The following is a 21,324-nucleotide window of genomic DNA, read 5'->3' on the forward strand; positions in this document are numbered from 1 at the left end:
ATTCATAATACAAGAGAGAGAAGTGACCTGAAATGGAGCATACCTTTCTGCTCAAGGCAGACTGGAACGGGGGGCGCAACAGCGACGGACGTATTGAAGCCGGACAGCTGCGGACTGCAATTTCGATTCCGGCTGAGATGGGTGGTCCCGGTGTGGGTACCAATCCGGATGAAATGCTGCTCGGTGCTGCCGCTACCTGCTACTTGATTACGTTGGCAGCGATGATGGAGCGTGCCAGTCTTCCCGTGGCATCACTGGGACTGGAATCCGAAGGGATTGTCGATGTTACGAACAATATTTTTACATATCGTCGGATTGTGCATCGCCCGCGGGTTCAATTGACCGCCGATGCGTCAGAATCGCAAATCGAACAAGCATTACGGCTGGCAGAGCAGGCAGAAACATCCTGCATGATCTCGCGTGCCGTCGCGGGAAACGTGGCTTTGTCTACAGAGCCTGTCGTGGAACGCGCCTCTTAAAGCGATATTTGAACCAGGAGCAACCATTCCAATTGCCCATTATTTTCTAATTCAAGGAGGAGACAACCATTACAGCACAACAAAAATTGCTCGTATTCGCAGGCTCTTACGCCGAACTGGAAGGTAACGGAGTGTATTCGTACACTTTTAATGAAGAGACAGGAGCCCTTACATTACAGGATGAGTTCTCCGGCTTGAAAAACCCTACATTCCTGAATGTGGACGCCAAAAATCGGAAGCTGTATTCCATTGGTGAGACCACTTCTGCTGATGGAGCAAAGGTTGGCGAAGCTGCTGCTTTTGAAATTGACCCGGTCAAAGGAACATTTACATTGCTGAATCGCGCGGAAAACGTGGGCTCAACAACCTGCCACATTCAGCGTGATCCATCCGACCGTTACCTTATTGTGGTCAGCTACCACGGAGGTATGGTGGGATTGGTGTCTCTGACTGAGGATGGACGTATCGGTGAGCTGCTGGATGTTAAGCAACATGAAGGCAAGGGAGCGCATCCTGAGCGTCAGGATCGTCCACATCCTCACTCCAGCTTCTTTAGTCCTGACGGTCGATTCCTGTTCGTACAAGACCTTGGTCTGGATCTGATCCGTATCTATACTATTGATGATAGCAAAGACCAGCTGGTGCTTCATGGTGAAACGAAAATCCATGCAGGTGCAGGTCCACGCCACTTGACGTTCCATCCGAACGGTAAGTTCGCTTTTGTTATTAACGAAGTGGATTCTTCCATTACTTCTTTTGCATATGATGCAGAAGCTGGCAAGCTCACTGAGCTTGAGAGCGTACCAACGTTGCCGTCTGATTTTACTGGTGAAAACACAACCGCTGAAATTGCGATTTCGCAGGATGGCGCTTATCTATACGGCTCTAACCGCGGTCACGACAGCATCGTGGTGTACGCTGTTGACGGTGCAACTGGCAAGCTGAGCCTGGTGGAGCATGTATCTGCCGAAGGCGAGCATCCGCGCCATTTTGCTTTGACTCCAAACGGTGATCACCTGCTGGTGGCAAACCGTGACACCAACAACATTGTTACATTCAAAGTGGACAAGGCAAGCGGCCGCTTAACCTACACCGGACAACAAGTAAGCGTATCCAAGCCGGTATGCGTACAGCCTTTTTACTTTTTCGTATAGCAATCCGGGGCTCACTTATGTGAGTCCCTTTTCCTTGATTTTCTGCAAGTCCTGTTGTGGGAATCACACCATCTGTTCAACAAGAATCTGGATTTCATAGCAGGCCGATTTTTTTGCAATACATAAGCAGTTTTTCAAGACATCCCATACAATTCACATGATTGAGCCCGGTGTAATAAGAGCACACATACGTACCGGAAGGGATTGCTTCGGTTGAATTCAGAATACCCTCGAAAAAATCGGGTTCAATGTAATGCCCCATCCAGTTGCTGGCCAGAATCGGAATTGCTTCATTTACCATTTGTTCAAGCTTCAAAAAAACATAGGATAACGATTCTGAATCCATTATATTCAAAACAGCCGGGAAAGGGATGTAACGTCTTTCAGGGAGTTTTCGCAGGATGATATCCGATTTCCTGTAATCCAGCTTGAAGCGCGACCTGTGAAGGCTTGAACAAATCAATCTTGTCATAATACCTCAGTGTGTCCACGGATATTCCACGAAGTTTTGCCATCTCGCTTATACTCAGCTTCTCTTTACTCATTGGCACGTATCTTATTTCAGTTGATTAATGTATATTATCTGACATGATTTTAATTGAAACATAGAAAAAAATCTATAATTTATAATTTCGAGTTAAATAAAGTGACATCAAATTAGGGGCGGGATTTGTTCTGGAAGAGCTTGCTCATAAAGCAGGTTTATCTTCTTCTGCAATTAGTATGTATGAGCCGCGAAGTGTAATTTTTCTGACCTAAGTATGTCAAGTTTAAGGAATATAGGATCATAGGATCATAATTTCTGCTTATGATTCTTTTTAGTGTTAATTATATTGACACGTTTTCTAGATGAGTCTTATAATGAGAAAAATAAACAAATTAAATGTGATTAAAACTAACATATGTGGAGCGGACATCAATGAACCTGAAAAAAATCTGTAGTGCTGATACTTTGCGCGGATTTTAAAAGGAGAAGGTGACTGTGATGAAAGATCACATATTGGCAAAAGATTGGATAGCAGCAATTTATTCTCAGGATATCGGAAGCGAACCGGTACCTGTTACGATTTTGGAAGAGAGGGTCGTCTTTTTCCGAACCCGGGACGGAGTTCAGGCATTTAAAGATTTATGCATACACCGGGGGGCGGCGTTGTCGCTGGGCAAAGTGGCAGATGATTGTATCGTTTGTCCTTACCACGGCTGGAAGTATGATGCAGAAGGAAAATGCGTCAAAATCCCTCAGCAGCCAGCAGGACAAACCATTCCGCCTAAAGCTAAAGCAGTGGTTTATTCCTGCACGGAGCAATACGGCATTATCTGGGTGAAACTTGATGCTGGTTCCGGGAACGAAGCTCCGGTCCCCTTTTATGAGGAATATGAGGATCCAACTTTTCAAACGGTACATGCGAAGCCGTATATCCTGCATGCAACTGCGCCGAGAGTTGTTGAAAATTTTCTGGATGCAAGCCATTTGGCTTTCGTTCACGACAGACTATTGGGCGACTCTGATTTTCCTGAAATACCACATTACAGCGTTTATTGGCATGAAAACCGCTACGTTTCCGACGAAATCGCCATTTACGCCGATGCGGATGGCTCGGGAAATTACGCAACGATTTACTATACGTTTGAAATTTTGCGGCCTATGACGGCAAGACTCAAAAAAGTGAACTATGAAAACAAGCAGATTCTATCCATGTTATTTACGGCGCTTCCCCACAAAGAGAGAAAAACAACTGTTTTTGCACTTATTTCTAGAAATTATGCATTAGACCAGTCTGACGAATATTTTCGGGATTTTCAAAAGCGGGTGATCGAGCAGGACGCGGGAATTGTGGCATTATCCGCTTTTTGTCAAGCCGTGAAAATAAGCTTCGAAGAAGTTGCAGCCAGACGGGGGCTTATGCTGATCCTCAGCCAATGGATGAACGCAGAGCCGGTCATGATGGACGTAGAACTGACTCGAATGGTGGAACATATTTGTATGCATAGAAATTTGAGCTTTCTCAGCATGTTCAGCGGTGCCGGTCACGATACGCAAGTGATGCAGTCCGTCTGTCCAACCGCACTTGTATTTGTTCCTAGCCGCGGCGGCATCAGCCACTCTCCCGATGAATACACGTCCACGAAGGAGCTTGCTACTGGTGTTTCCGTCCTAACTGATTTCTTGTATGTATTGGCCTATGACAGGGGGGAGCGCTTTGAAAACGTATCGTGATCTGTCACCGTCCCCTCGTACAATCATGACCCCCGGACCGGTGGAGGTGGATCCACGTGTATTGCGGGCGATGTCGTTTTCGATTTTGGGGCAGTTTGATCCAGAATTTACCGACATCATGAATGAAACGATGGACATGATCAGGGTGTTGTTCCAAACGAACAATCACTGGGCATTTTCGGTTGACGGTACATCTCGTTCCGGTATCGAAGCTGTGCTGACGAGCTTAATTGAACCGGGAGACCGTGTATTGGTTCCGATCTACGGCAGATTCGGCCATTTGTTGGTAGAAATTGCGGAACGCTGCGGAGCCGATATCTCTACCATGGAGCAGGAATGGGGGCAAGTTTTTGATCCGGAGCAAGTGGTGAAAAGGATCCGTCAAGAGCGTCCGGATATTGTGGCGATCGTCCACGGTGAGACATCGACAGGACGTATGCAGCCGCTGAAGGAAATAGGGAAAGCTTGCCGGGAGCTGGATGTTCTTCTCGTCGTCGATGCGGTTGCGACGGTCGGTGGAACGAAGGTTGCGACGGATGAGTGGATGCTGGATGCCGTGATCGGAGGAACACAAAAATGTCTTTCCGTTCCGGCAGGCATGGCACCTGTTACCTATAATGAGCGGGCAGAAGCGAAAATATTGAAGCGAAAACGAATCGAACGTGGGCTTCGCGATCCCCAGACGGAAACCGGTTGGAGCGGTAAAGGAATTCAAAGTAATTATCTGGATTTAAGTCAGCTTCAGGACTATTGGAGTCCAGTCCGTTTAAACCATCATACCGAAGCGACTTCGATGCTGTACGCCCTGCGTGAAGGCTTGCGTCTCGTATTGGAAGAAGGGTTGGAGCAGCGTTTTGCCCGCCATCTCGAGCATGAAGCGGCATTGGTGGCTGGAATTCGTGCGATGGGATTAACGCTGTTCGGCGATCCTGACTGCAAGATGCCGATGGTTACGTGCGTAAATATACCGGACGGCGTTGACGGCGAATCTGTTCGTGCGATGCTTCTTCACGAATTCGGCATTGAAATCGCCAGCTCGTTCGGGGCTCTCAAAGGGAAAATATGGCGGATCGGCACTATGGGATATAGCTGTAATAAAAAAAATGTACTGCACTTGCTTGGAGCGCTTGAGGCCGCATTGCTCCGTCATCGCGTCCCCGTTCATATTGGAGCTGCTTCACAGGCCGCATTGGACGTTTATCGCAGAAAGGCGAATACGTATGAATAAACCGGAAATCGGAACCAAAGCCATGGTCGTCAGCCCGATCGCTCTCTCTTTCGTCTTACCGACCGCTGAAAGGAATGAGCAATCATGAGCCTAGAGGCTTTAAATGAACGAGTAATAACCGATCTTTCGTATCTCAACTTCAGGGGACCTAACTGGGTTCGCCCACTGAGCCATCCTGAGGGGCATGTCTATGACGTTGTGATCGTCGGCGGCGGACAATGCGGCTTGGGCGCATCCTTCGGCCTTTTGCGAGAACGTGTTTCCAACATTCTCGTTATCGACGAAAACAAGGAAGGCTCCGAAGGACCGTGGGAAACCTATGCCCGCATGGTGACGTTGAGAACACCCAAGTATTTGACCTCCATCGACCTGGGGATTCCTTCGCTGACCTTTCGCTCCTGGTGGGAGGCACGAGCCGGGCAGAAAGGCTGGGAAGAGGTGGTCAAGATTCCGCGGGGCGACTGGATGAATTACTTACGCTGGTATCGAAAGGTCCTTGATCTGCCTGTCGTTAATGAGGTCAGGCTGAAGCTGATTGAGCCCGTGGAGGGCGGGATTCACCGCCTGCATATCGAAGGGGCGAGAGCACCATCTGCTCAATTGCTGGCACGCAAGGTTGTGTTGGTCACCGGTATTCAGGGCGGTGGAGAATGGTATGTTCCTCCCGTGATTGCTAATAAACTGCCGCACCACCTATATGCCCACACCTCGGAAACCATTGATTTTGATTCGCTGAAAGGCAAGAGAATCGCTATATTGGGCGGTGGGGCTTCGGCCTTTGATAATGCCAATTTCGCACTAGCCGAAGAAGTGGCTGAGGTCCATATTTTTGTCCGCCGAAAGGAACTGCCTAGGATCAACCCGATCCGTCAAATGGAATTGTCCGGCATGATTGAACGGTTTGCTACGCTGTCGGATGCCGAGAAATATGCGGTGATCGCCCATTTTTTCAAGCACAGTCAGCCGCCGACCAATGACACCTTTGAACGCGCGGTTTCATGGCCCGGTTTCCAATTGCATTTGGGTGCGCCATGGCTTGATGTGGAGGCTGCGGACGAAGGGGCGACAGTGACTGTGCCTCAAGGCAAATTCACCTTCGATTTTCTCGTTATCAGCACAGGTCTCCTCTCCGATCCGGCTTTGCGACCGGAGTTGAGTCTTGTCGAAAGCCACATTGCGCGCTGGGAAGACCGCTATAAGGCCCCGAAAGCGGTAACTAATCCTTTGCTTGATGCACATCCTTATTTGAGTCCGGGCTTTGCTTTCTTGAGCCGCGATGACAAGGACCCAAAACTGCTGAACGGACTTTTTGCTTTTAACTATGCTGCTTTGGTCAGTTGCGGGCTCTCGGCTTCTGCGATTTCTGGCATGAGATTTGCTATACCCAAGCTCGCGTCGGCAGTAGCAGATCAGCTCTTCCTCGATGATCGCGAAGAGATTCTGAAAGACTTCTTTGCCTATGATAAGGCTGAATTTGTTGGCGAGTGGCCGAAAAAGGCATGAACCAAGGGTTAAAACTCACACACGGCTGATAATATTGTTTTTATTGGATGAATGACCTTGAAATGAATAGCAGGAGGATGATCCCGTGAGTAACGAAAACTTAATGAATCAAGCAATCCAGTTAGCCCAGCAAAATGTTGTTTCTGGTCATGGTGGCCCATTCGGTGCCATTGTAGTTAAGGATGGAAAAATTATCGGAAGTGGAGTTAATGAAGTTACCTCGTCCTGCGATCCTACAGCACATGCAGAAGTACAGGCTATACGAGAAGCGTGTAAGCATTTAAATGATTTTCAATTAAATGGTTGTGTGATCTATACAAGTTGTGAACCATGCCCAATGTGTATTGGGGCCATTTATTGGGCAAGACCGGATGCAGTCTACTACGCATGTACAAAAGAAGAAGCAGCAATCATAGGATTTGACGACCAATTTATATATGAACAAATTGCTTTGCCTATGGAAGATCGTTCAATAATTATGAGTCAAATATACCCGCCCAAAAGCAAGCTGCCTTTTGAAACATGGAGCACATCAGTTCAAAAAATAGAATATTAATACTGTCATGTACTGTCATGCTGCAAAATGCTTACTAAGCAATTAGTATCCTTTAAATCATAAGTCAACATTATTGCTACCATTGGTTGAAGTTCGATGGTGGCTTTTTATGGTGCATAATCGTATGAACACTTCATTAGCATGTTTTTCTGTATGTTCTTCTAATTAAGATACGAATAATCTCGACTGAAAAAGGGTACATATGCTATAAACAGAACAATGATTAGGCAAATTCAGGACAAGCTTGCGGATTGCACATATTTTACACGAGGAGGGATTCACATGAAGATTATCATTACACAAAAGGAAGCCGTCGACAAAGGAATCTGGACAGAGATTATGGGAATGTTTGGTGTAACCAAAGAGGACGAGGTGTGGGGAAATGAGGAGTTTATTCTCACCGAGGAACAAGCACGTCACGTCGGCTTGATAAGATGACGAGAAGTAGGCAGGACATGTCATCAAGTTTTAAGACCAAGTCTTAAAAAATCGTAACTTCTTTTTTATGGTTCTGATACACTTTTTGACCGTACAACGTTTATGATACATGTATAAGGGTAATGAAGCTTACAGACACCGTATACATACCCAGACGGTAAGGAGAGATCAGACATGATGAGACTAGCTTCGAAATGGACAGTATTGGCTTTAATGATAATGCTGATGGCGGCGGGAGCAACAGCAACAGCGCAAGGCTACACGCCCGTAACACCTGCTGAGAATCAGGAGACCGTATATATAAACCAAATGGAGATGCGTAACGGACAAATCTATTTGTCGGCAGATCCGATTGAATGGTATGAAGGCAAGGCAGCGGACAAGGCATTTTTGGAGCATGAAGGAAATACAGGATTGGACGGAGCACCAGATGGCTACTACATCGTAAACAATTCCGTTCAAAATGATGTATATCAGGTTGCGCCGGATGCTTCGGTAGAGGTACAAATTTATGATCATACCGGTCGTATGGAAGACACAGACGTGAAATGGAACGAGTCGATTCCACTGAAACAGTTTGAACAGGATTTCGGCAAAAAAGATGTACTGGACCTTAGCCAATTTCCGTACCATGTGACGCTGCGTGACGGCAAGATCGTTAAAATCGTGCAGCAGTTTATTCCTTAAATAAAAGGTATTGCATAACAATGAGTTGACATATTGTGAAACGTCGATATAATGATTATATGAAACCAATGGACCCAATTGAAGTATTTAAAGCACTGTCTAATGAGGCACGTCTTCAAATCTTAGAGTGGTTAAAAGACCCTAAAGCCCATTTTGGTTCTCAGGAAGGGGTCGATCTTATCGAGATTGGGGTATGTGTTAGTCAGATTACAGCAAAACTGAATATGACCCAATCCACAACATCTCAATATTTGTCTGTCCTCCAGCGGGCGGGACTTATACAAGCGACTCGAATAGGAAAATGGACATATTACAAAAGAGATGAAGACGCTATAAAACAAATTGCTTCCTACATTCAGCAAGACCTCTAGTCATAAAAACTGGATTCAAACCATTTGAATCCAGTTTTTATATAAAAAATAAATCGATAATTCGTGATTTGTGAATTCATCTCTTTTATTTTATACAACAAATCGACATATCTCGAATTGTATCAATGATGGGGGTGACATTTTTTTAATGCTAACGGAGTTAACAGGTTATATGAAGCAGGCGTTCTTAGAGACTGCCTAAAATTTACCCTAAAAAAGGAGCTGTTCCATATGTCTAACCATTCCTGCCCGTCCGGAAGTGCTAAAACACTCGTTATCGTTGCGCATCCGGATTTGGAGGCTTCCCGCATTAACAAACGATTGACGGTAGAGCTTGAGCGAAGAGGCAATGTCACTGTTCATCGACTGTACGAGACTTACCCGGACGAAAAGATCGACGTTGCGCATGAGCAGGCGCTATTGATGACCCACGACCGTATTGTGCTTCAATTTCCACTGTTCTGGTACAACTCACCCGCTTTGCTGAAAAAATGGCTGGATGAAGTATTCGAGCTCGGTTTTGCTCACGGCAAAGGAGGCGATAAGCTGAAAGGCAAGGAGCTCCTCATCGCCATCTCTACGGGAGGCGCTCAAAGCATGTACCAAGCCGGAGGCCTTCATAATTACTCGTACAGCGAGTTGCTACGCCCGTTCCAGCAGACCGCTAATTACACCGGAATGATCTATCGCCCGCACTTTGTTGTGAGTGGCATTCGCGAAGTGAGCGATGAACAGCTCGAGAAGTATGCCACAGATTACGCCAACTATGTAGAGAGATGCTTTAACAGTAACAACAAATAAATAGCGGGATTCGATATCATCCCTCGCGCAGGATGGTCACGTGTTTTTCATACGTTATAACAAAAAAAGAGGATATCCAGCCCCAATAGGGTGCGGATATCCTCTTTTGATCATATATATGGTATTAGAATGATTTTGCTGCTTCTGTTGCACGTTGTACAGCAGATGCAACGATCTCTTGTGCTTGATCCGGAGCCTGGTTATGTCCTTCCAGTACAACCTTCACGATGTCTTTTACACCGAAGAAGGATAAGATGTTGCTCATATAGTTCAAAGACATTTCAGCAGCAGCAGCTGGTCCTTCGGAATATACGCCGCCTCTTGCATTCAACAGGGCAACTTTAGTTTCAGTTACGAGACCAACTGGACCCTCAGCAGTGTATTTGAAAGTTTTACCAGCTTGGTTCAGGTAGTCAATGTACGTATGCAGAACTGCTGGAATTGTCATGTTCCAGAGCGGGAAAGCAAATACAACTTTGTCTGCTGCCAGGAATTGATCCAGGTAGCCATTAGCAATGCTGGCCAGGCGAGCTTCTTCAGCGTTCAGTTCCATGCCTCTAGCGGATTTGAATGTACCGTTAATCATGTTGGCGTTCAAATAAGGAAGCTCGACGGAGAACAGGTCCAGCTCAGTGATTTCATCAGATGGGTGGGAAGATTTGTAGCTTTCCACGAAGGCATTATACAATTTAACAGTTGCAGATTCTTCAGCTGTACGATCATTAGCTTTAACAAACAATACTTTAGACATGAAATATTTCCCCCTAAGTAAATTGAATAAGTAAGTTAAGTTAGTAAGTTACCTCGCAATATTACAGTATAAAGATAATATCTGTCAACGCTTTTATATTAAATTTATTTTGATAAGCTACTTTATTTTTCACACCGTAAAATTCATGTGTTTCTTTTGCAAATTATCAGTTTTGCGGTAAAATTTAAATATGAGCAGTGAAGAGCAGGATTTAATAGTCATAAAATGAAGTTACGGTTGTCTGCAAGATGGGACACAACAGTTGAACGAAAAAGGTGAGCAGCTTGAAAATTGGTTTTTTTGATTCAGGATTAGGCGGAATTACGGTATTATCCGAGGCGTTAAGAAGGCTGCCGAATGAGGACTTTGTATACATGGCAGATACCCTTCATGTTCCATACGGGACGAAAACACCGCAAGAGGTACTCGGATATGTCAAAGCTTCAGTACAAACGATCCTGAAAGAGGAGGTTAAGGCCTTGGTCATTGCTTGCAATACCGCGACGAGTATTGCGGCTGCGGAGCTGAGGAAAGAATATGCTATCCCGATTATTGGCATGGAGCCGGCAGTGAAGCCTGCGGTAGAGATGAATCGAGCGAATGGAAAAAGAGTATTGGTTTTAGCCACACCGCTGACATTAAAGCAATCCGGTTATGCAGCGCTGGTATCGAGAGTTGATGATCATGGAAGTGTGGACTCCCTACCTTTGCCGGAGCTTGTGCAATATTGTGAGCAGTTAAACTTTGAGCGGAGAGAATTGTTCGAATATTTTAACCGTAAGCTGTCTTCGTTTAACCTGGATATCTATGGGACGGTCGTTTTGGGCTGTACGCATTATCCATTTTATAAGGAAATTCTGAAGGAACTACTGCCAGCTCACATCCAGCTAATTGATGGGAGTCAGGGAACAGTTAGACGATTGAAACAGGTGCTGTCCGAGCGTAATTTGCTGGCAACTCCGGTAAAAGCGGGTCAATCGCAGGAGGGGCACGTTACATTTCTATGTTCCAGTCAGGATGAAGCCTACGTGCATAAGATGGAACGCGCGCTTGAAATCTATGCGGAGCATGAAAAGATATATTTTTAAAGGGAAGAACGGCTGGCGAACAGGTGGGTTAGATGAACATTCCAAAGCGCCAGCCGCATTATGGATCAGACATGAGGGAGGTTTTATATGGACATTCAACTGATCCTGAATGAGCTTTATGAAGCAGGCGTGCTTGAAAGCCATGTTCAAAAGCTCAAACCGCTGACCGGCGGAACCTCGAGCGAGGTAGTAGCTGTCATGGATGGAACCCATCCGCGATATGTAATCAAGCAAAATGATCCCGCAATGATAGAAGTCGAAGCGGAATTTTTACATACCTATGCACAGATTGAGAAGCTATCGCGTTTGGTTTATGTAGATTCGTTGCATCGTTATCTGGTATATACGTTCAAGCCAGGAATCGCCGGGCAATATCGTAAAACAAATAAAGCTGATTTGCTGCTCAGTCTGGCGACCGAGGTCATTGCACATTACAAGCCGCTTGAATCGGAACGCCATTACGGCTATCCAGATCATCCGTTTATGAAATGGAGAGATTTTCTGCTGTACAGAACGAAGGAGTCCGAAGAAATCATACAGGACGTTTTACCCCAAGAGGATCATCGTTTTGTTCAAGCACTAGTGGCCGGAATGCCGCCAAGGAATATGAAGTATTTGCTTCATGGCGACCTCGGAGTACATAATTTTGTGTTTGCTGAAAATGGTACGTTGACGGGTATTATTGATCCTGATCCAGTGGTGGGAGAACCTCTATATGATCTGATATACGCCTTCTGTTCATCACCGGATAGCTTGACCTTCGATGCTATTTTACCTGCGGCAGAGAGGCTTGGGCCAGAGCTGACTAGGGAATATGAACTGAACAAGGAAGTGCTGCAGGGATTATATTTTCGTATAGCTACCTGTATTCGTCATCATCCGGAAGATCTCGATCAATATGCAGCAGCGTGGACCTATTGGCTGAACAGGGCTCGCTGAAAGGAGGAGGGATTATGAGCATACAAGGATGGAATCATATTTGCTTTTCGGTGTCAGATTTGGAACAGTCAATACATTTTTATCAAAATGTACTAGATGGAAGGTTGCTCGTAAAAGGACGTAAGCTGGCTTATCTGGACTGTCTGGGAATGTGGCTGGCTCTCAATGTGGAGGAGGATATCCCGAGAAGTGAAATTCATCATTCCTATACGCATATGGCATTTTCGGTAGCCGAAGCGGATTTTGAGGATATGCTTATCAAGCTGAAAACTTTCAATGTCACCATTTTGCCCGGACGAGAACGGAATGAACAGGACAAAAGATCGGTCTATTTTACAGATCCAGACGGACATAAGTTTGAATTCCACACAGGACAATTACAGGATCGCCTGGAATATTATAAAAATGAGAAGAAGCATATGACTTTCTATGAATGAGTAATTGTTATCGCTATAAATGTGTACGTCATAAGTAATGCTTGGGTTCGCATTTGGGAGGAATACAGAAGCATGTCATGTCACAGGAAAGCGGTTCCAGGCAAGCAAAAGACGTTAAAACGATGACGGTTTTTGCGATTACTTGGCCGATCTTTATAGAAATGCTGTTTCATATTTTGATGGGTAGCGTGGATACGTTCATGCTCAGCCATGTTTCAGACGAGGTTGTATCGGCTGTAGGGATATCGAGACAGTTGATTGAATTTACGATCATACTGTTCAATCTGCTTGGTCTTGGAGTAGGTGTCATCATTGCTCAGTTATTGGGCGCGCAAAAGCATGTGGATGCAAGCCGTGTTACGGCTTCAGCTCTCATCTTCAATCTGGTATTTGGTCTGGCGCTGAGTTTGATGTTTATTGTAAGTCGCGATTTCCTCCTTTCCTTTTACCGATATGAAGTGATGGCGATTTTTACGGATGAGCCAGCAATCATCCATTGGGGGCAGCAATTTTGCTGTTCTGTATATTGCTGGAGCCGGGGCGTGTGTTCAATCACGTGGTCATTAACTCCTTGCGGGCAGCGGGAGATGTTCAGTTCCCGTTAATGATGGCCATGATCTCAATGTGGGGGATTAAAATCCCGCTGGCATATGCACTGGGCATTCATATGGGATATGGCGTGCTTGGGGTATGGATTGCCCATGCCTGCGATGAATGGGTACGAGGTATTTTTCATTATTTACGCTGGAAAGGTCGGAAATGGCAGTACAAATCGCTGTTATCTAAGGCTGAACTTCAGGCGGAATCGGTGTCAGGCTGACGGAAATTCCAGAAAATGCATCCTATAAAAAATAGTCTACAACAGACATTCTCCAGTAAAATGGTGGGGGATGTCTGTTTTTTTACAAAAATAAGCAAAATGGGGATGTTCAAACTTTTCAAAAATTGCTAGAATATAGTAACCTCGAACGATACACTTCGTAGAGGGCTTCAAAGTTTCATAGACGGATGGTTTCCGATTGTATCCATGGAGGAGGGAATAGGATGGAACGTAAAGTGCATATCATTCCTTACCAGGTGATCAAGCAGGAGCAACAAGTGAATGAAATACCGCGGGGTGTAGAGCTGATTCAGGCTCCTGCGGTATGGAACCAGACTCGAGGCCAAGGAGTAAAGGTGGCAGTGCTGGACACGGGCTGTGATTCGGACCATCCTGATTTGAAGGATCGCATTATTGGCGGCCGGAATTTCACGGATGATGATGAAGGTGATCCGGAGATCTTCAAGGATTACAACGGTCACGGTACGCATGTGGCAGGAACCATCGCAGCAGCGGAAAATGAGCATGGTGTCGTGGGTGTCGCCCCTGAGGCGGATCTGCTCATTATCAAAGTGCTGAACAAGCAGGGCTCAGGCCAATATGACTGGATTATTCAAGGCATCTATTATGCGATTGAGCAAAAGGCAGATATCATCTCGATGTCGCTTGGCGGCCCTGAGGATGTGCCTGAGCTGCATGAAGCGGTGCAAAAGGCAGTGGCCAGCCAAATTCTGGTCATCTGTGCAGCTGGAAATGAGGGAGACGGTGACGATAGAACGGACGAGCTTGGCTATCCCGGCTGCTACAATGAAGTGATCAGTGTAGGCGCAGTAAACTTTGACAGACATGCCTCGGAATTCAGCAACTCTAATAATGAGGTGGATTTGGTTGCACCAGGTGAGGGTATATTGTCCACCGTTCCGGGCGGCAAATATGCGACCTTTAGCGGAACTTCGATGGCTACCCCGCACGTAGCAGGTGCTTTGGCATTGATTAAGCAGCTGGCAAATGCGAGCTTTGAGCGTAATCTCACCGAACCGGAGCTGTACGCACAGCTCATCAAACGCACGATTCCACTCGGCAATTCCCCTAAGCTGGAAGGCAACGGTCTATTGTACCTGACAGCCGTGGAGGAGCTTTCCCGTGTTTTCGATGCACAGCGTGTAGCAGGAATACAGAGTGCAGGATCATTTAAGTTTAAATAAGCCGTAACAACGGATTTATAGCGGCTCTCCTAAATGGAGAGTCGTTTTTTGTACTTCAGTTCTTTGAAAGCCTTCATTTACATTGTATTCAAATGTCAGGTAACATGTACCTCAAGGATATAGACGAAAAAAAGAGGTGGAGGTTCAGCATGGATCATATTATTGCAAAAGCCAGCGAGCTAAGACGTACAGGACAGGCAGAGGAAGCGCGTGAGCTTCTATTGAAGGCACTGGAACAGGAGCCAAATGCTGCAGAGCTATGGTATCAGACAGCTTGGACGCATGATGCTTTAGGTCTGGAGAGGGAAGCGGTCTCTTTTTATGAAAAAAGTCTAGGGTTGACGTTGTCCGCAGAATCAAGGAAAGGAGCTATTCTGGGGTTAGGCCGTACAAAAAAAAGATCACAGTCGGAAAGCTGCAAGCTTCTCTCCCTGACTGTGATCTTTTAGTGTCTACCTATAGGAGCCTTGATAAGTCATATGCTGCGATTATTGCGCACCCTCGGTAACAGCGATTTCCTTATCCAGGTTTTCTCTGGACAGGTTGGCGGCCAAGTAATCCGGTGTATCGGGTAGCACGAGATGCAGATTGGATTTTTGACAAAGGCGGATGGTGCACTTTTCGGCGATTAAATCAAAAACGTGACCGCCTCCGGTGCGTTCATCGTTAATAAAATGCAGGTGAAATCCAGCTACGCCGATACCTTGGGCATAGGCAGGTGTCCAGAAGCCCGTGACCACGCCGGAAGTCTCATTAAAGGTAAAGGTAGGCTGTGACTTGGTTGCTTCGATAAAAGGCTTATAGGGTTTCACTTGGTGAGGCACGGTTCGTGTCTTTACTTCACGGAAGGTGCCATCTAAACGGAAGGCGTAGAATAAATTGCGGCTTGGGAATAGCTTGAGCAGCAGGGCTTCCAGTTCATCGCGACGCATGGGACGATCAATAGTATATGTGAAATCTTCACGAAAAAAGGTGACTGTGGAAAAAGGAGTGGTCTCTTCCGGTTTTACACGATGGGCCGTACCGTCTGGAAGCAAGTGATAAAATTCACCATCAAACGCGATCATTTCACCATTGAGTTGATCAAAGGTACCGAGCCCGAAATCCCCGTGCTTTTGCAGTTCCTTGAAGGCAACGACCCCGTCATAAAGACCATCTAATAAAGCGAGCATGGTGGATGTTTGGTAAATATCATGATCAGTTTCTTCCTTGTTTTCCAGTTCCGCAACGGTCATGGCAATACACTTCCTTTTGTGATTTTATTCATTTATTTTCTTTTCTTTTCAATAATAAACGTAAATTCTCTGTAAATAACATAAACAACTCAAAAAAAGCATAAAAAAACGTTAAACTCCTTCATTGTCACGAAGCTGTTACGACTTAGCAACAGTTAAGGCTAGTTTAATTGATTAGGAAGCAGTTTACGTCCCAGCTGGATATTATCCTGATAATCAATCGGAATATCGACGACTACGGGACCCTCGGAAAGGAGTGCCTGCTGCAGCACACCTTCCAGTTCATCTGGACCATGTACACGCAATCCGGTTGCCCCAAAGCTTTCAGCATATTTCACAATATCTACATTTCCGAATTCTACACCGGAAGTTCTGCCGTATTTAAGCTTTTGCTGAAAAGCGACCATGTCGTAGGTTCCATCTCTCCATACGATATGCACGAGCGGGGAGTTGAGACGAACGGCGGTTTCGAGCTCCATGGATGAAAAAAGAAATCCTCCATCACCAGAAATAGAAACGACCTTTTGACCAGGATTGACAAGTGTGGCAGCAATCCCCCAGGGCAGAGCTACACCTAATGTTTGCATCCCGTTGCTGAACAGAAGGCGGCGCGGCTCATAGGAACGGAAATATCGGGCCATCCAAATATAGTGTGAGCCCACATCACAGGTGACCGTGACGTTATCATCAATCAGGCTGCGTAATGTACGAATGAATTGCAATGGATGAATCAGATAGTTATGTTTGCGTGCAGGAACCTCAGCTTGGTCATTCAAATCTTGGCGAAGACGGTTCATCTTGGCGCATGAGGCTTCAGGCAGCTTTAATGCAGGTATTTCCTCTGCGAGGCTGCTTACGATCAGGGCTATATTACCGATAAGCTCGTAATCCGGTTGATAATCATGGTCGATATCTGCTTGATGATCATCCAGGTGAATAAGGGTTCGATTTGCAGGAATGTTCCAGTTTTTTGGATCGTATTCGATCGGATCATAGCCAATTGTCAACACCAGATCTGCGGCCGCAAGAAGCATGTCGCCCGGTTGATTGTGGAACAGACCCACTCTTCCGAAATAGTGACTTTCCAGTTCGCGAGAGATGGCCCCAGCGGCCTGAAAGGTTTCAACTACAGGCAAATCCGTGTTTCGAATGAGTTCGCGGATAGCTGCTGTGACTTTGGGAGTGCTGGCTTTCATACCGAGAAGAAGTACGGGCAGTTTGGCCCTTTTGATTTGGCCTGCGACTTGTTGGATTAGCCCCGCGGGTGCAATTCCAAGCTGTGGAAGAGAAATCTTTTCAATCGCAGTTACTTCAGATGACGAAGTCAACACGTCCTGCGGCAAGCTGACAAAGGTTGCTCCAGGCTGGGCTGAGGTCGCAATCCGAAATGCATTGGTAATAGCTTCTGGTACATTATCAGGATGTTCTACTTCGACGCTGTATTTGGTGATGGGTTCAAATAGCCCAGCATTATCCATAGATTGATGAGTTCGTTTCAAGCGTTCGGATCTTGGAACTGCACCAGCGAGAGCGACGACGGGATCACTTTCCGCATTAGCCGTGACAAGTCCAGTCGCCAAATTTGATGCGCCGGGGCCGGAAGTAACAAGGCATACACCTGGTTTTCCGGTTAGACGACCGACTGCGGCTGCCATAAAGGCGGCATTTTGTTCATGACGGCATATGATCAATTCTGGACCCCGATCTTGAAGAACATCAAAAACGGAATCAATCTTGGCACCCGGAATGCCAAAAATGTGCGTTACACCTTGCTGGATCAAACAATCGACAACAAGGTCAGCTCCTTTGGTATCGGTTTTTGTTTGGACATCTTTCACTTTTGTACTCAATGCCATCACCTCTTCTTTTTGTCTATGAAATATGTGATATACTTTCAATGTAAAACAATGACTGTATATGACAATTATAATACAATAACTGGTATTTTCAAGAGAAAATTTTCTGAAAATTGACAAAAACAATGAAAACGATTTCAAAATGTCGTTTCAAAGGATTTAAAATAATGCGTTACGCCTTGTAGCAGAAAGAGTTTTTTTATTTAGGTGAAGGATGAAGGGGGGCTGTTTATTTTTTGTCATTCCACATGATAAAAATCACTTTCCTCTACAAAGGATAGCGGTTACAATGTAATTGTTGTTAACGTAAACATTAAATTTGAGGGAAACGATCCAGGGTGATATGACAAGCAAGAATCGTAATATAGCTGCATCATCTTGTATAATAACGTGACCTGTTAATTTATTCAGAATGCTATTGCTAAATAATTAGGTAGAGTGAAGAGAGATTTGTTAACGTTAACAATATAGTTGGAAAGATGACCATAGAAGGGATGAGAGAGTCGTGACTAAAGCATTTTTAGATGAAAACCTTTTGTTAAGCAATCCCACAGCTGAAATTTTGTATCATCAGTATGCCAAGGATATGCCGATTATCGACTATCATTGTCATTTAAGTCCACAGGAAATTTACGAAAATAAGAAATTCAAGAATATTACAGAAGCTTGGCTGTACAGAGATCATTACAAGTGGAGACTTATGCGGGCCAATGGGGTAGAGGAACGCCTGATTACGGGGGATGCTGAAGATTATGACAAGTTTTTGGCCTGGGCCAAAACTGTACCTACACTGATCGGTAATCCACTGTATCATTGGACACATTTGGAGCTTCAACGCTTTTTCGGTGTCTATGAACTGTTAAATGAACAGAACGCGCCTTTGATCTGGCAGAAAGTAAACCAACAGCTGCAGGGACAGGGCTTTGGGGCACGTGATCTGATTATGAATTCGAAGGTAACTGTTGTGTGCACCACAGATGATCCAACGGACCATCTTGAATACCATAAGCAAATCAGCAAGCTGAGCGATTTCCCAGTAGCTGTACTGCCAAGCTTCCGTCCAGACAAAGCACTGGAAATTAATCGTGAAACCTTCCAGCCTTGGGTGGCCCGGTTGGGCGAGGTTAGCGGTCTGAATGTTTCCGGCTTTGAAGGATTTTTGAATGCGCTGGCAAGCGGGGTTCGCCATTTTCACGCTGCTGGAGGACGGGTATCCGATCATGCGCTGGATACAGTAGTCTACGAGGAAGCGACACGGGAAGAAGCGGCAGCCATATTCAACAAGGCGCTGACGGAAGGTCGTGTGACCCCGTTAGAGGAGGCAAAATACAAATCATACGTGCTGGTATTCCTCGGGAAGCAGTATGCAGAGCTGGGCTGGGCCATGCAGTACCATATTCACGCGCTGCGCAACAATAACACCGCGATGTTCCGTCGTTTGGGACCGGATACCGGCTATGATGCCGTAAATGACGGCTCCATCGCTCATTCGCTGGCGGCATTGCTGGACGCACAGGAGCTGGCAGGAGGGTTGCCGCGAACGATTTTGTACTCGCTTAATTCGGGTGATTACCCCGTGCTGGCAAGTCTCGCGGGCTGCTTCCAATCCGGTGGAAGCGTGGGGAAAATTCAGTTTGGCACTGCATGGTGGTTTAATGACCATATCGAAGGCATGCAGGAGCAGATGGAACTGCTGGCCAACCACGGGGTGCTGTCCCGTTTTATCGGGATGCTAACGGATTCTCGCAGCTTCCTTCCTACACACGCCACGAATACTTCCGACGTATACTCTGTGATCTGATCGGAACGTGGGTTCAGAAGGGCAAGGCTCCTGAAGATCTGGAGCTGCTCGGAGGCATGGTACAAAATATTTGCTACAATAACGCCGAGCAATATTTTAATTTCCCTACTGTTGTTCATAGCAAGTGACACTGTTAAGCCAAGGTAATAGCTTACAAACTTCATAAAAAAGTGCACTTGCCAGGAAGCTGTATCCAAAGACCTGGTAAGAGCGATTAACAACAGGATAAATATCAAACAACCATGTGAATTAAATCACAAATGAAGAGGAGTGAGTAGGTATGGGAGCGCCTATCGTACAGGAGAGCGTCCTAGCTGACAACAAGACTGGCGAGCACATTAGCCTGAAAGAAAAGATTTCTTACGGTATGGGTGATTTTGGGAACGGATTCATGTTTGATTTGGGGCAGTTGCATCTACTGAAATTTTTTACGGATGTAGCAGGTGTTTCAGCCGCAGCAGCAGGCATTTTTTTGGTCAGCAAGCTGTTTGCCGCTGTATGTGATCCGGTTGTCGGGTCCTTTGTTGATTCTCGCAAGCATATCGGTTCACGTGGAAAATTCAGACCTTTTCTCATCATTGGAAGCGTTATCCTTGCGATTCTTACGATTCTCACCTTTGTTTCGCCCAATATTTCACCTACAGGCAAACTTATTTACGCTTATGCGTCCTATATGATCTGGGGAATTGGCTATTCTATTGTCAATATTCCATATGGCTCACTGGGTGCGGCCATTACGCAGGATACCATTCAGCGGGCCTCCTTGTCTTCTTTCCGTCAGGCGGGCTCACTGGGCGCATTATTTGTAACCAGTGTCATTGTCATGCCGCTGATTTTGCTGTTTCCCAACCATCATGTTGGATATCCGGTTGTGATGGGAATTATGTCACTCATTGGTGTGATCGCTTTCATCATTTGTTATCGAGGAACGAAAGAACGCATTATTAGTCAGTCCGGACCAAAAGAAAAGCTATCTATAGGCGTTATCGTACACACCTTTACGAATAACAAGCCTTTGCTGGTACTCGTTTTAATGACGATTTTCACCATATCCGCGTACAATATCAAGTCCGCACTGCTGATCTATTTTGCCGAATATAATTTGGGGCATGTAGAGTTAATGTCTTATATGAATTTTATTATTATCGGCTCGTCGTTGCTGGGTGTGTTATTCCTGCCCAAGCTGGTGCGGCGTTTTGGTAAACGGAAAACAGCTATATTCGGGATGCTGGTTAGTGTCATCGCCGACTCCGTGAACTTTTTTATGCCTTCAAATGTGTATATTTTTACAATTCTGTCCAGCATTTCGTTCATTGGTATTAGTATTCCTAACGGAGTTACCTGGGCATTTGTCTCCGATATCATTGATTACGGCGAATGGTCATCCGGAGAGCGGAAGTAAGGGATTACGTATTCACTTTTTAGCTTTTCGCGCAAGCTGGCTCAATCCTTGTCCGGCTTTCTATCGGGTATTGGGCTGGCGCTAGTTGGATATGTACCGAATGTGGTTCAGTCTTCTGGTACATTGGTCGGGATCAAGGCCTTGCTTTGTCTCTATCCGGCTGTTGCCCTGGCTTTGGCCATGCTGGTTATCGGTAAGATGTATAAGCTGACTGACAGCAGACATGCAGAAATGGTTCAAGACTTACAGCGTCGACATGCGGAAAACCGCGTATAATTTGTGAAAGTCTTCTTTTCCGGGCGGCTCCTGTGGTATGGTGAGTATATAATTTTTTTAGAGCCTCACTAAAGAAAGG

20 protein-coding genes and 3 pseudogenes are annotated in these 21,324 nt (G+C 45.7%); 18 read left to right on the forward strand and 5 right to left on the reverse strand.

The genetic code is table 11. The features are described from left to right. Positions 1 to 32 precede the first annotated feature (32 nt). The gene (locus GCU48_RS21715) at positions 33 to 479 is read left to right on the forward strand and encodes an OsmC family protein (protein ID WP_025717391.1); all 447 of its coding nucleotides are present in this window, start codon (positions 33 to 35) and stop codon (positions 477 to 479) included. Between the two features lie 68 nt (positions 480 to 547). Further along, entirely contained in the window at positions 548 to 1,633 is a 1,086-nt protein-coding gene (locus GCU48_RS21720) for a lactonase family protein (RefSeq protein ID WP_152381420.1), read from the forward strand. Positions 1,634 to 1,727: 94 nt separating this feature from the next. Here GCU48_RS21720 and GCU48_RS21725 read toward each other — a convergent pair whose 3' ends face one another. Together GCU48_RS21725 and GCU48_RS21730 are read right to left on the reverse strand one after the other, a co-directional pair. Continuing rightward, positions 1,728 to 1,934, reverse strand: a complete 207-nt coding sequence (locus GCU48_RS21725) for a hypothetical protein (protein WP_152381421.1) — start codon at positions 1,932 to 1,934, stop codon at positions 1,728 to 1,730. 82 nt (positions 1,935 to 2,016) lie between these two features. Next, positions 2,017 to 2,178, reverse strand: coding sequence for a MerR family DNA-binding transcriptional regulator (locus GCU48_RS21730; RefSeq protein WP_081752136.1), 162 nt, complete (start codon positions 2,176 to 2,178; stop codon positions 2,017 to 2,019). 440 nt (positions 2,179 to 2,618) lie between these two features. On the opposite strand from GCU48_RS21730, the gene GCU48_RS21735 reads away from it, so the two are divergent. The 8 genes from GCU48_RS21735 to GCU48_RS21765 all read left to right on the forward strand — a co-directional run bounded on the left by GCU48_RS21735 (position 2,619) and on the right by GCU48_RS21765 (position 9,435). Beyond that, positions 2,619 to 3,851, forward strand: coding sequence for a M20/M25/M40 family metallo-hydrolase (locus tag GCU48_RS21735; RefSeq protein ID WP_244316327.1), 1,233 nt, complete (start codon positions 2,619 to 2,621; stop codon positions 3,849 to 3,851). Further along, positions 3,835 to 5,079, forward strand: coding sequence for a pyridoxal-phosphate-dependent aminotransferase family protein (locus GCU48_RS21740; RefSeq protein ID WP_152381423.1), 1,245 nt, complete (start codon positions 3,835 to 3,837; stop codon positions 5,077 to 5,079). Before GCU48_RS21735 ends, GCU48_RS21740 begins: the two co-directional genes overlap by 17 nt. Before the next feature lie 84 nt (positions 5,080 to 5,163). Beyond that, positions 5,164 to 6,582: an NAD(P)-binding domain-containing protein gene (locus GCU48_RS21745; RefSeq protein ID WP_152381424.1), complete on the forward strand. Its 1,419-nt coding sequence runs from the start codon at positions 5,164 to 5,166 to the stop codon at positions 6,580 to 6,582. A gap of 103 nt (positions 6,583 to 6,685) precedes the next feature. Then, positions 6,686 to 7,138, forward strand: coding sequence for a nucleoside deaminase (locus GCU48_RS21750; protein WP_152382225.1), 453 nt, complete (start codon positions 6,686 to 6,688; stop codon positions 7,136 to 7,138). A 282-nt stretch (positions 7,139 to 7,420) separates the two neighbouring features. Next, positions 7,421 to 7,576, forward strand: coding sequence for a hypothetical protein (locus GCU48_RS27100; protein ID WP_167518741.1), 156 nt, complete (start codon positions 7,421 to 7,423; stop codon positions 7,574 to 7,576). A gap of 174 nt (positions 7,577 to 7,750) precedes the next feature. Next, positions 7,751 to 8,263: a hypothetical protein gene (locus tag GCU48_RS21755; RefSeq protein WP_152381425.1), complete on the forward strand. Its 513-nt coding sequence runs from the start codon at positions 7,751 to 7,753 to the stop codon at positions 8,261 to 8,263. 68 nt (positions 8,264 to 8,331) lie between these two features. Continuing rightward, positions 8,332 to 8,634, forward strand: coding sequence for an ArsR/SmtB family transcription factor (locus tag GCU48_RS21760; protein WP_152382226.1), 303 nt, complete (start codon positions 8,332 to 8,334; stop codon positions 8,632 to 8,634). A gap of 231 nt (positions 8,635 to 8,865) precedes the next feature. Next, the gene (locus GCU48_RS21765) at positions 8,866 to 9,435 is read left to right on the forward strand and encodes an NAD(P)H-dependent oxidoreductase (protein WP_152381426.1); all 570 of its coding nucleotides are present in this window, start codon (positions 8,866 to 8,868) and stop codon (positions 9,433 to 9,435) included. A gap of 124 nt (positions 9,436 to 9,559) precedes the next feature. On the opposite strand, the gene GCU48_RS21770 is transcribed toward GCU48_RS21765, so the two are convergent. After that, positions 9,560 to 10,186, reverse strand: a complete 627-nt coding sequence (locus tag GCU48_RS21770) for an FMN-dependent NADH-azoreductase (protein ID WP_025717403.1) — start codon at positions 10,184 to 10,186, stop codon at positions 9,560 to 9,562. A gap of 284 nt (positions 10,187 to 10,470) precedes the next feature. On the opposite strand from GCU48_RS21770, the gene murI reads away from it, so the two are divergent. The 6 genes and pseudogenes from murI to GCU48_RS21800 all read left to right on the forward strand — a co-directional run bounded on the left by murI (position 10,471) and on the right by GCU48_RS21800 (position 15,124). Then, positions 10,471 to 11,274, forward strand: coding sequence for a glutamate racemase (gene murI / locus GCU48_RS21775; RefSeq protein ID WP_152381427.1), 804 nt, complete (start codon positions 10,471 to 10,473; stop codon positions 11,272 to 11,274). 87 nt (positions 11,275 to 11,361) lie between these two features. Continuing rightward, positions 11,362 to 12,213: an aminoglycoside phosphotransferase family protein gene (locus GCU48_RS21780; protein WP_152381428.1), complete on the forward strand. Its 852-nt coding sequence runs from the start codon at positions 11,362 to 11,364 to the stop codon at positions 12,211 to 12,213. 14 nt (positions 12,214 to 12,227) lie between these two features. Beyond that, positions 12,228 to 12,650 carry a metallothiol transferase FosB gene (gene fosB / locus GCU48_RS21785; RefSeq protein ID WP_152381429.1) on the forward strand — a complete coding sequence of 141 codons (423 nt, stop codon included), beginning with the start codon at positions 12,228 to 12,230 and terminating at the stop codon, positions 12,648 to 12,650. Positions 12,651 to 12,727: 77 nt separating this feature from the next. Further along, positions 12,728 to 13,470, forward strand: a pseudogene (locus tag GCU48_RS21790) (MATE family efflux transporter). A gap of 224 nt (positions 13,471 to 13,694) precedes the next feature. Continuing rightward, positions 13,695 to 14,675 carry a S8 family peptidase gene (locus GCU48_RS21795; RefSeq protein WP_152381430.1) on the forward strand — a complete coding sequence of 327 codons (981 nt, stop codon included), beginning with the start codon at positions 13,695 to 13,697 and terminating at the stop codon, positions 14,673 to 14,675. 149 nt (positions 14,676 to 14,824) lie between these two features. Next, positions 14,825 to 15,124, forward strand: a complete 300-nt coding sequence (locus tag GCU48_RS21800) for a tetratricopeptide repeat protein (protein ID WP_244315821.1) — start codon at positions 14,825 to 14,827, stop codon at positions 15,122 to 15,124. 39 nt (positions 15,125 to 15,163) lie between these two features. Here GCU48_RS21800 and budA read toward each other — a convergent pair whose 3' ends face one another. Together budA and alsS are read right to left on the reverse strand one after the other, a co-directional pair. Further along, the gene (gene budA, locus GCU48_RS21805) at positions 15,164 to 15,910 is read right to left on the reverse strand and encodes an acetolactate decarboxylase (protein WP_152381431.1); all 747 of its coding nucleotides are present in this window, start codon (positions 15,908 to 15,910) and stop codon (positions 15,164 to 15,166) included. Between the two features lie 161 nt (positions 15,911 to 16,071). Then, complete coding sequence (gene alsS, locus GCU48_RS21810) at positions 16,072 to 17,769, reverse strand: acetolactate synthase AlsS (protein ID WP_208811879.1); 1,698 nt, start codon at positions 17,767 to 17,769, stop codon at positions 16,072 to 16,074. 502 nt (positions 17,770 to 18,271) lie between these two features. Here alsS and uxaC point away from each other — a divergent pair. Continuing rightward, a pseudogene (uxaC, locus tag GCU48_RS21815) lies at positions 18,272 to 19,695 on the forward strand (glucuronate isomerase). Between the two features lie 152 nt (positions 19,696 to 19,847). After that, positions 19,848 to 21,245 (forward strand): annotated as a pseudogene (locus GCU48_RS21820) (glycoside-pentoside-hexuronide (GPH):cation symporter). Positions 21,246 to 21,324 lie beyond the last annotated feature (79 nt).

Origin of the sequence: Paenibacillus brasilensis, from assembly GCF_009363115.1 — a bacterium.
Lineage (GTDB): Bacteria > Bacillota > Bacilli > Paenibacillales > Paenibacillaceae > Paenibacillus > Paenibacillus brasilensis.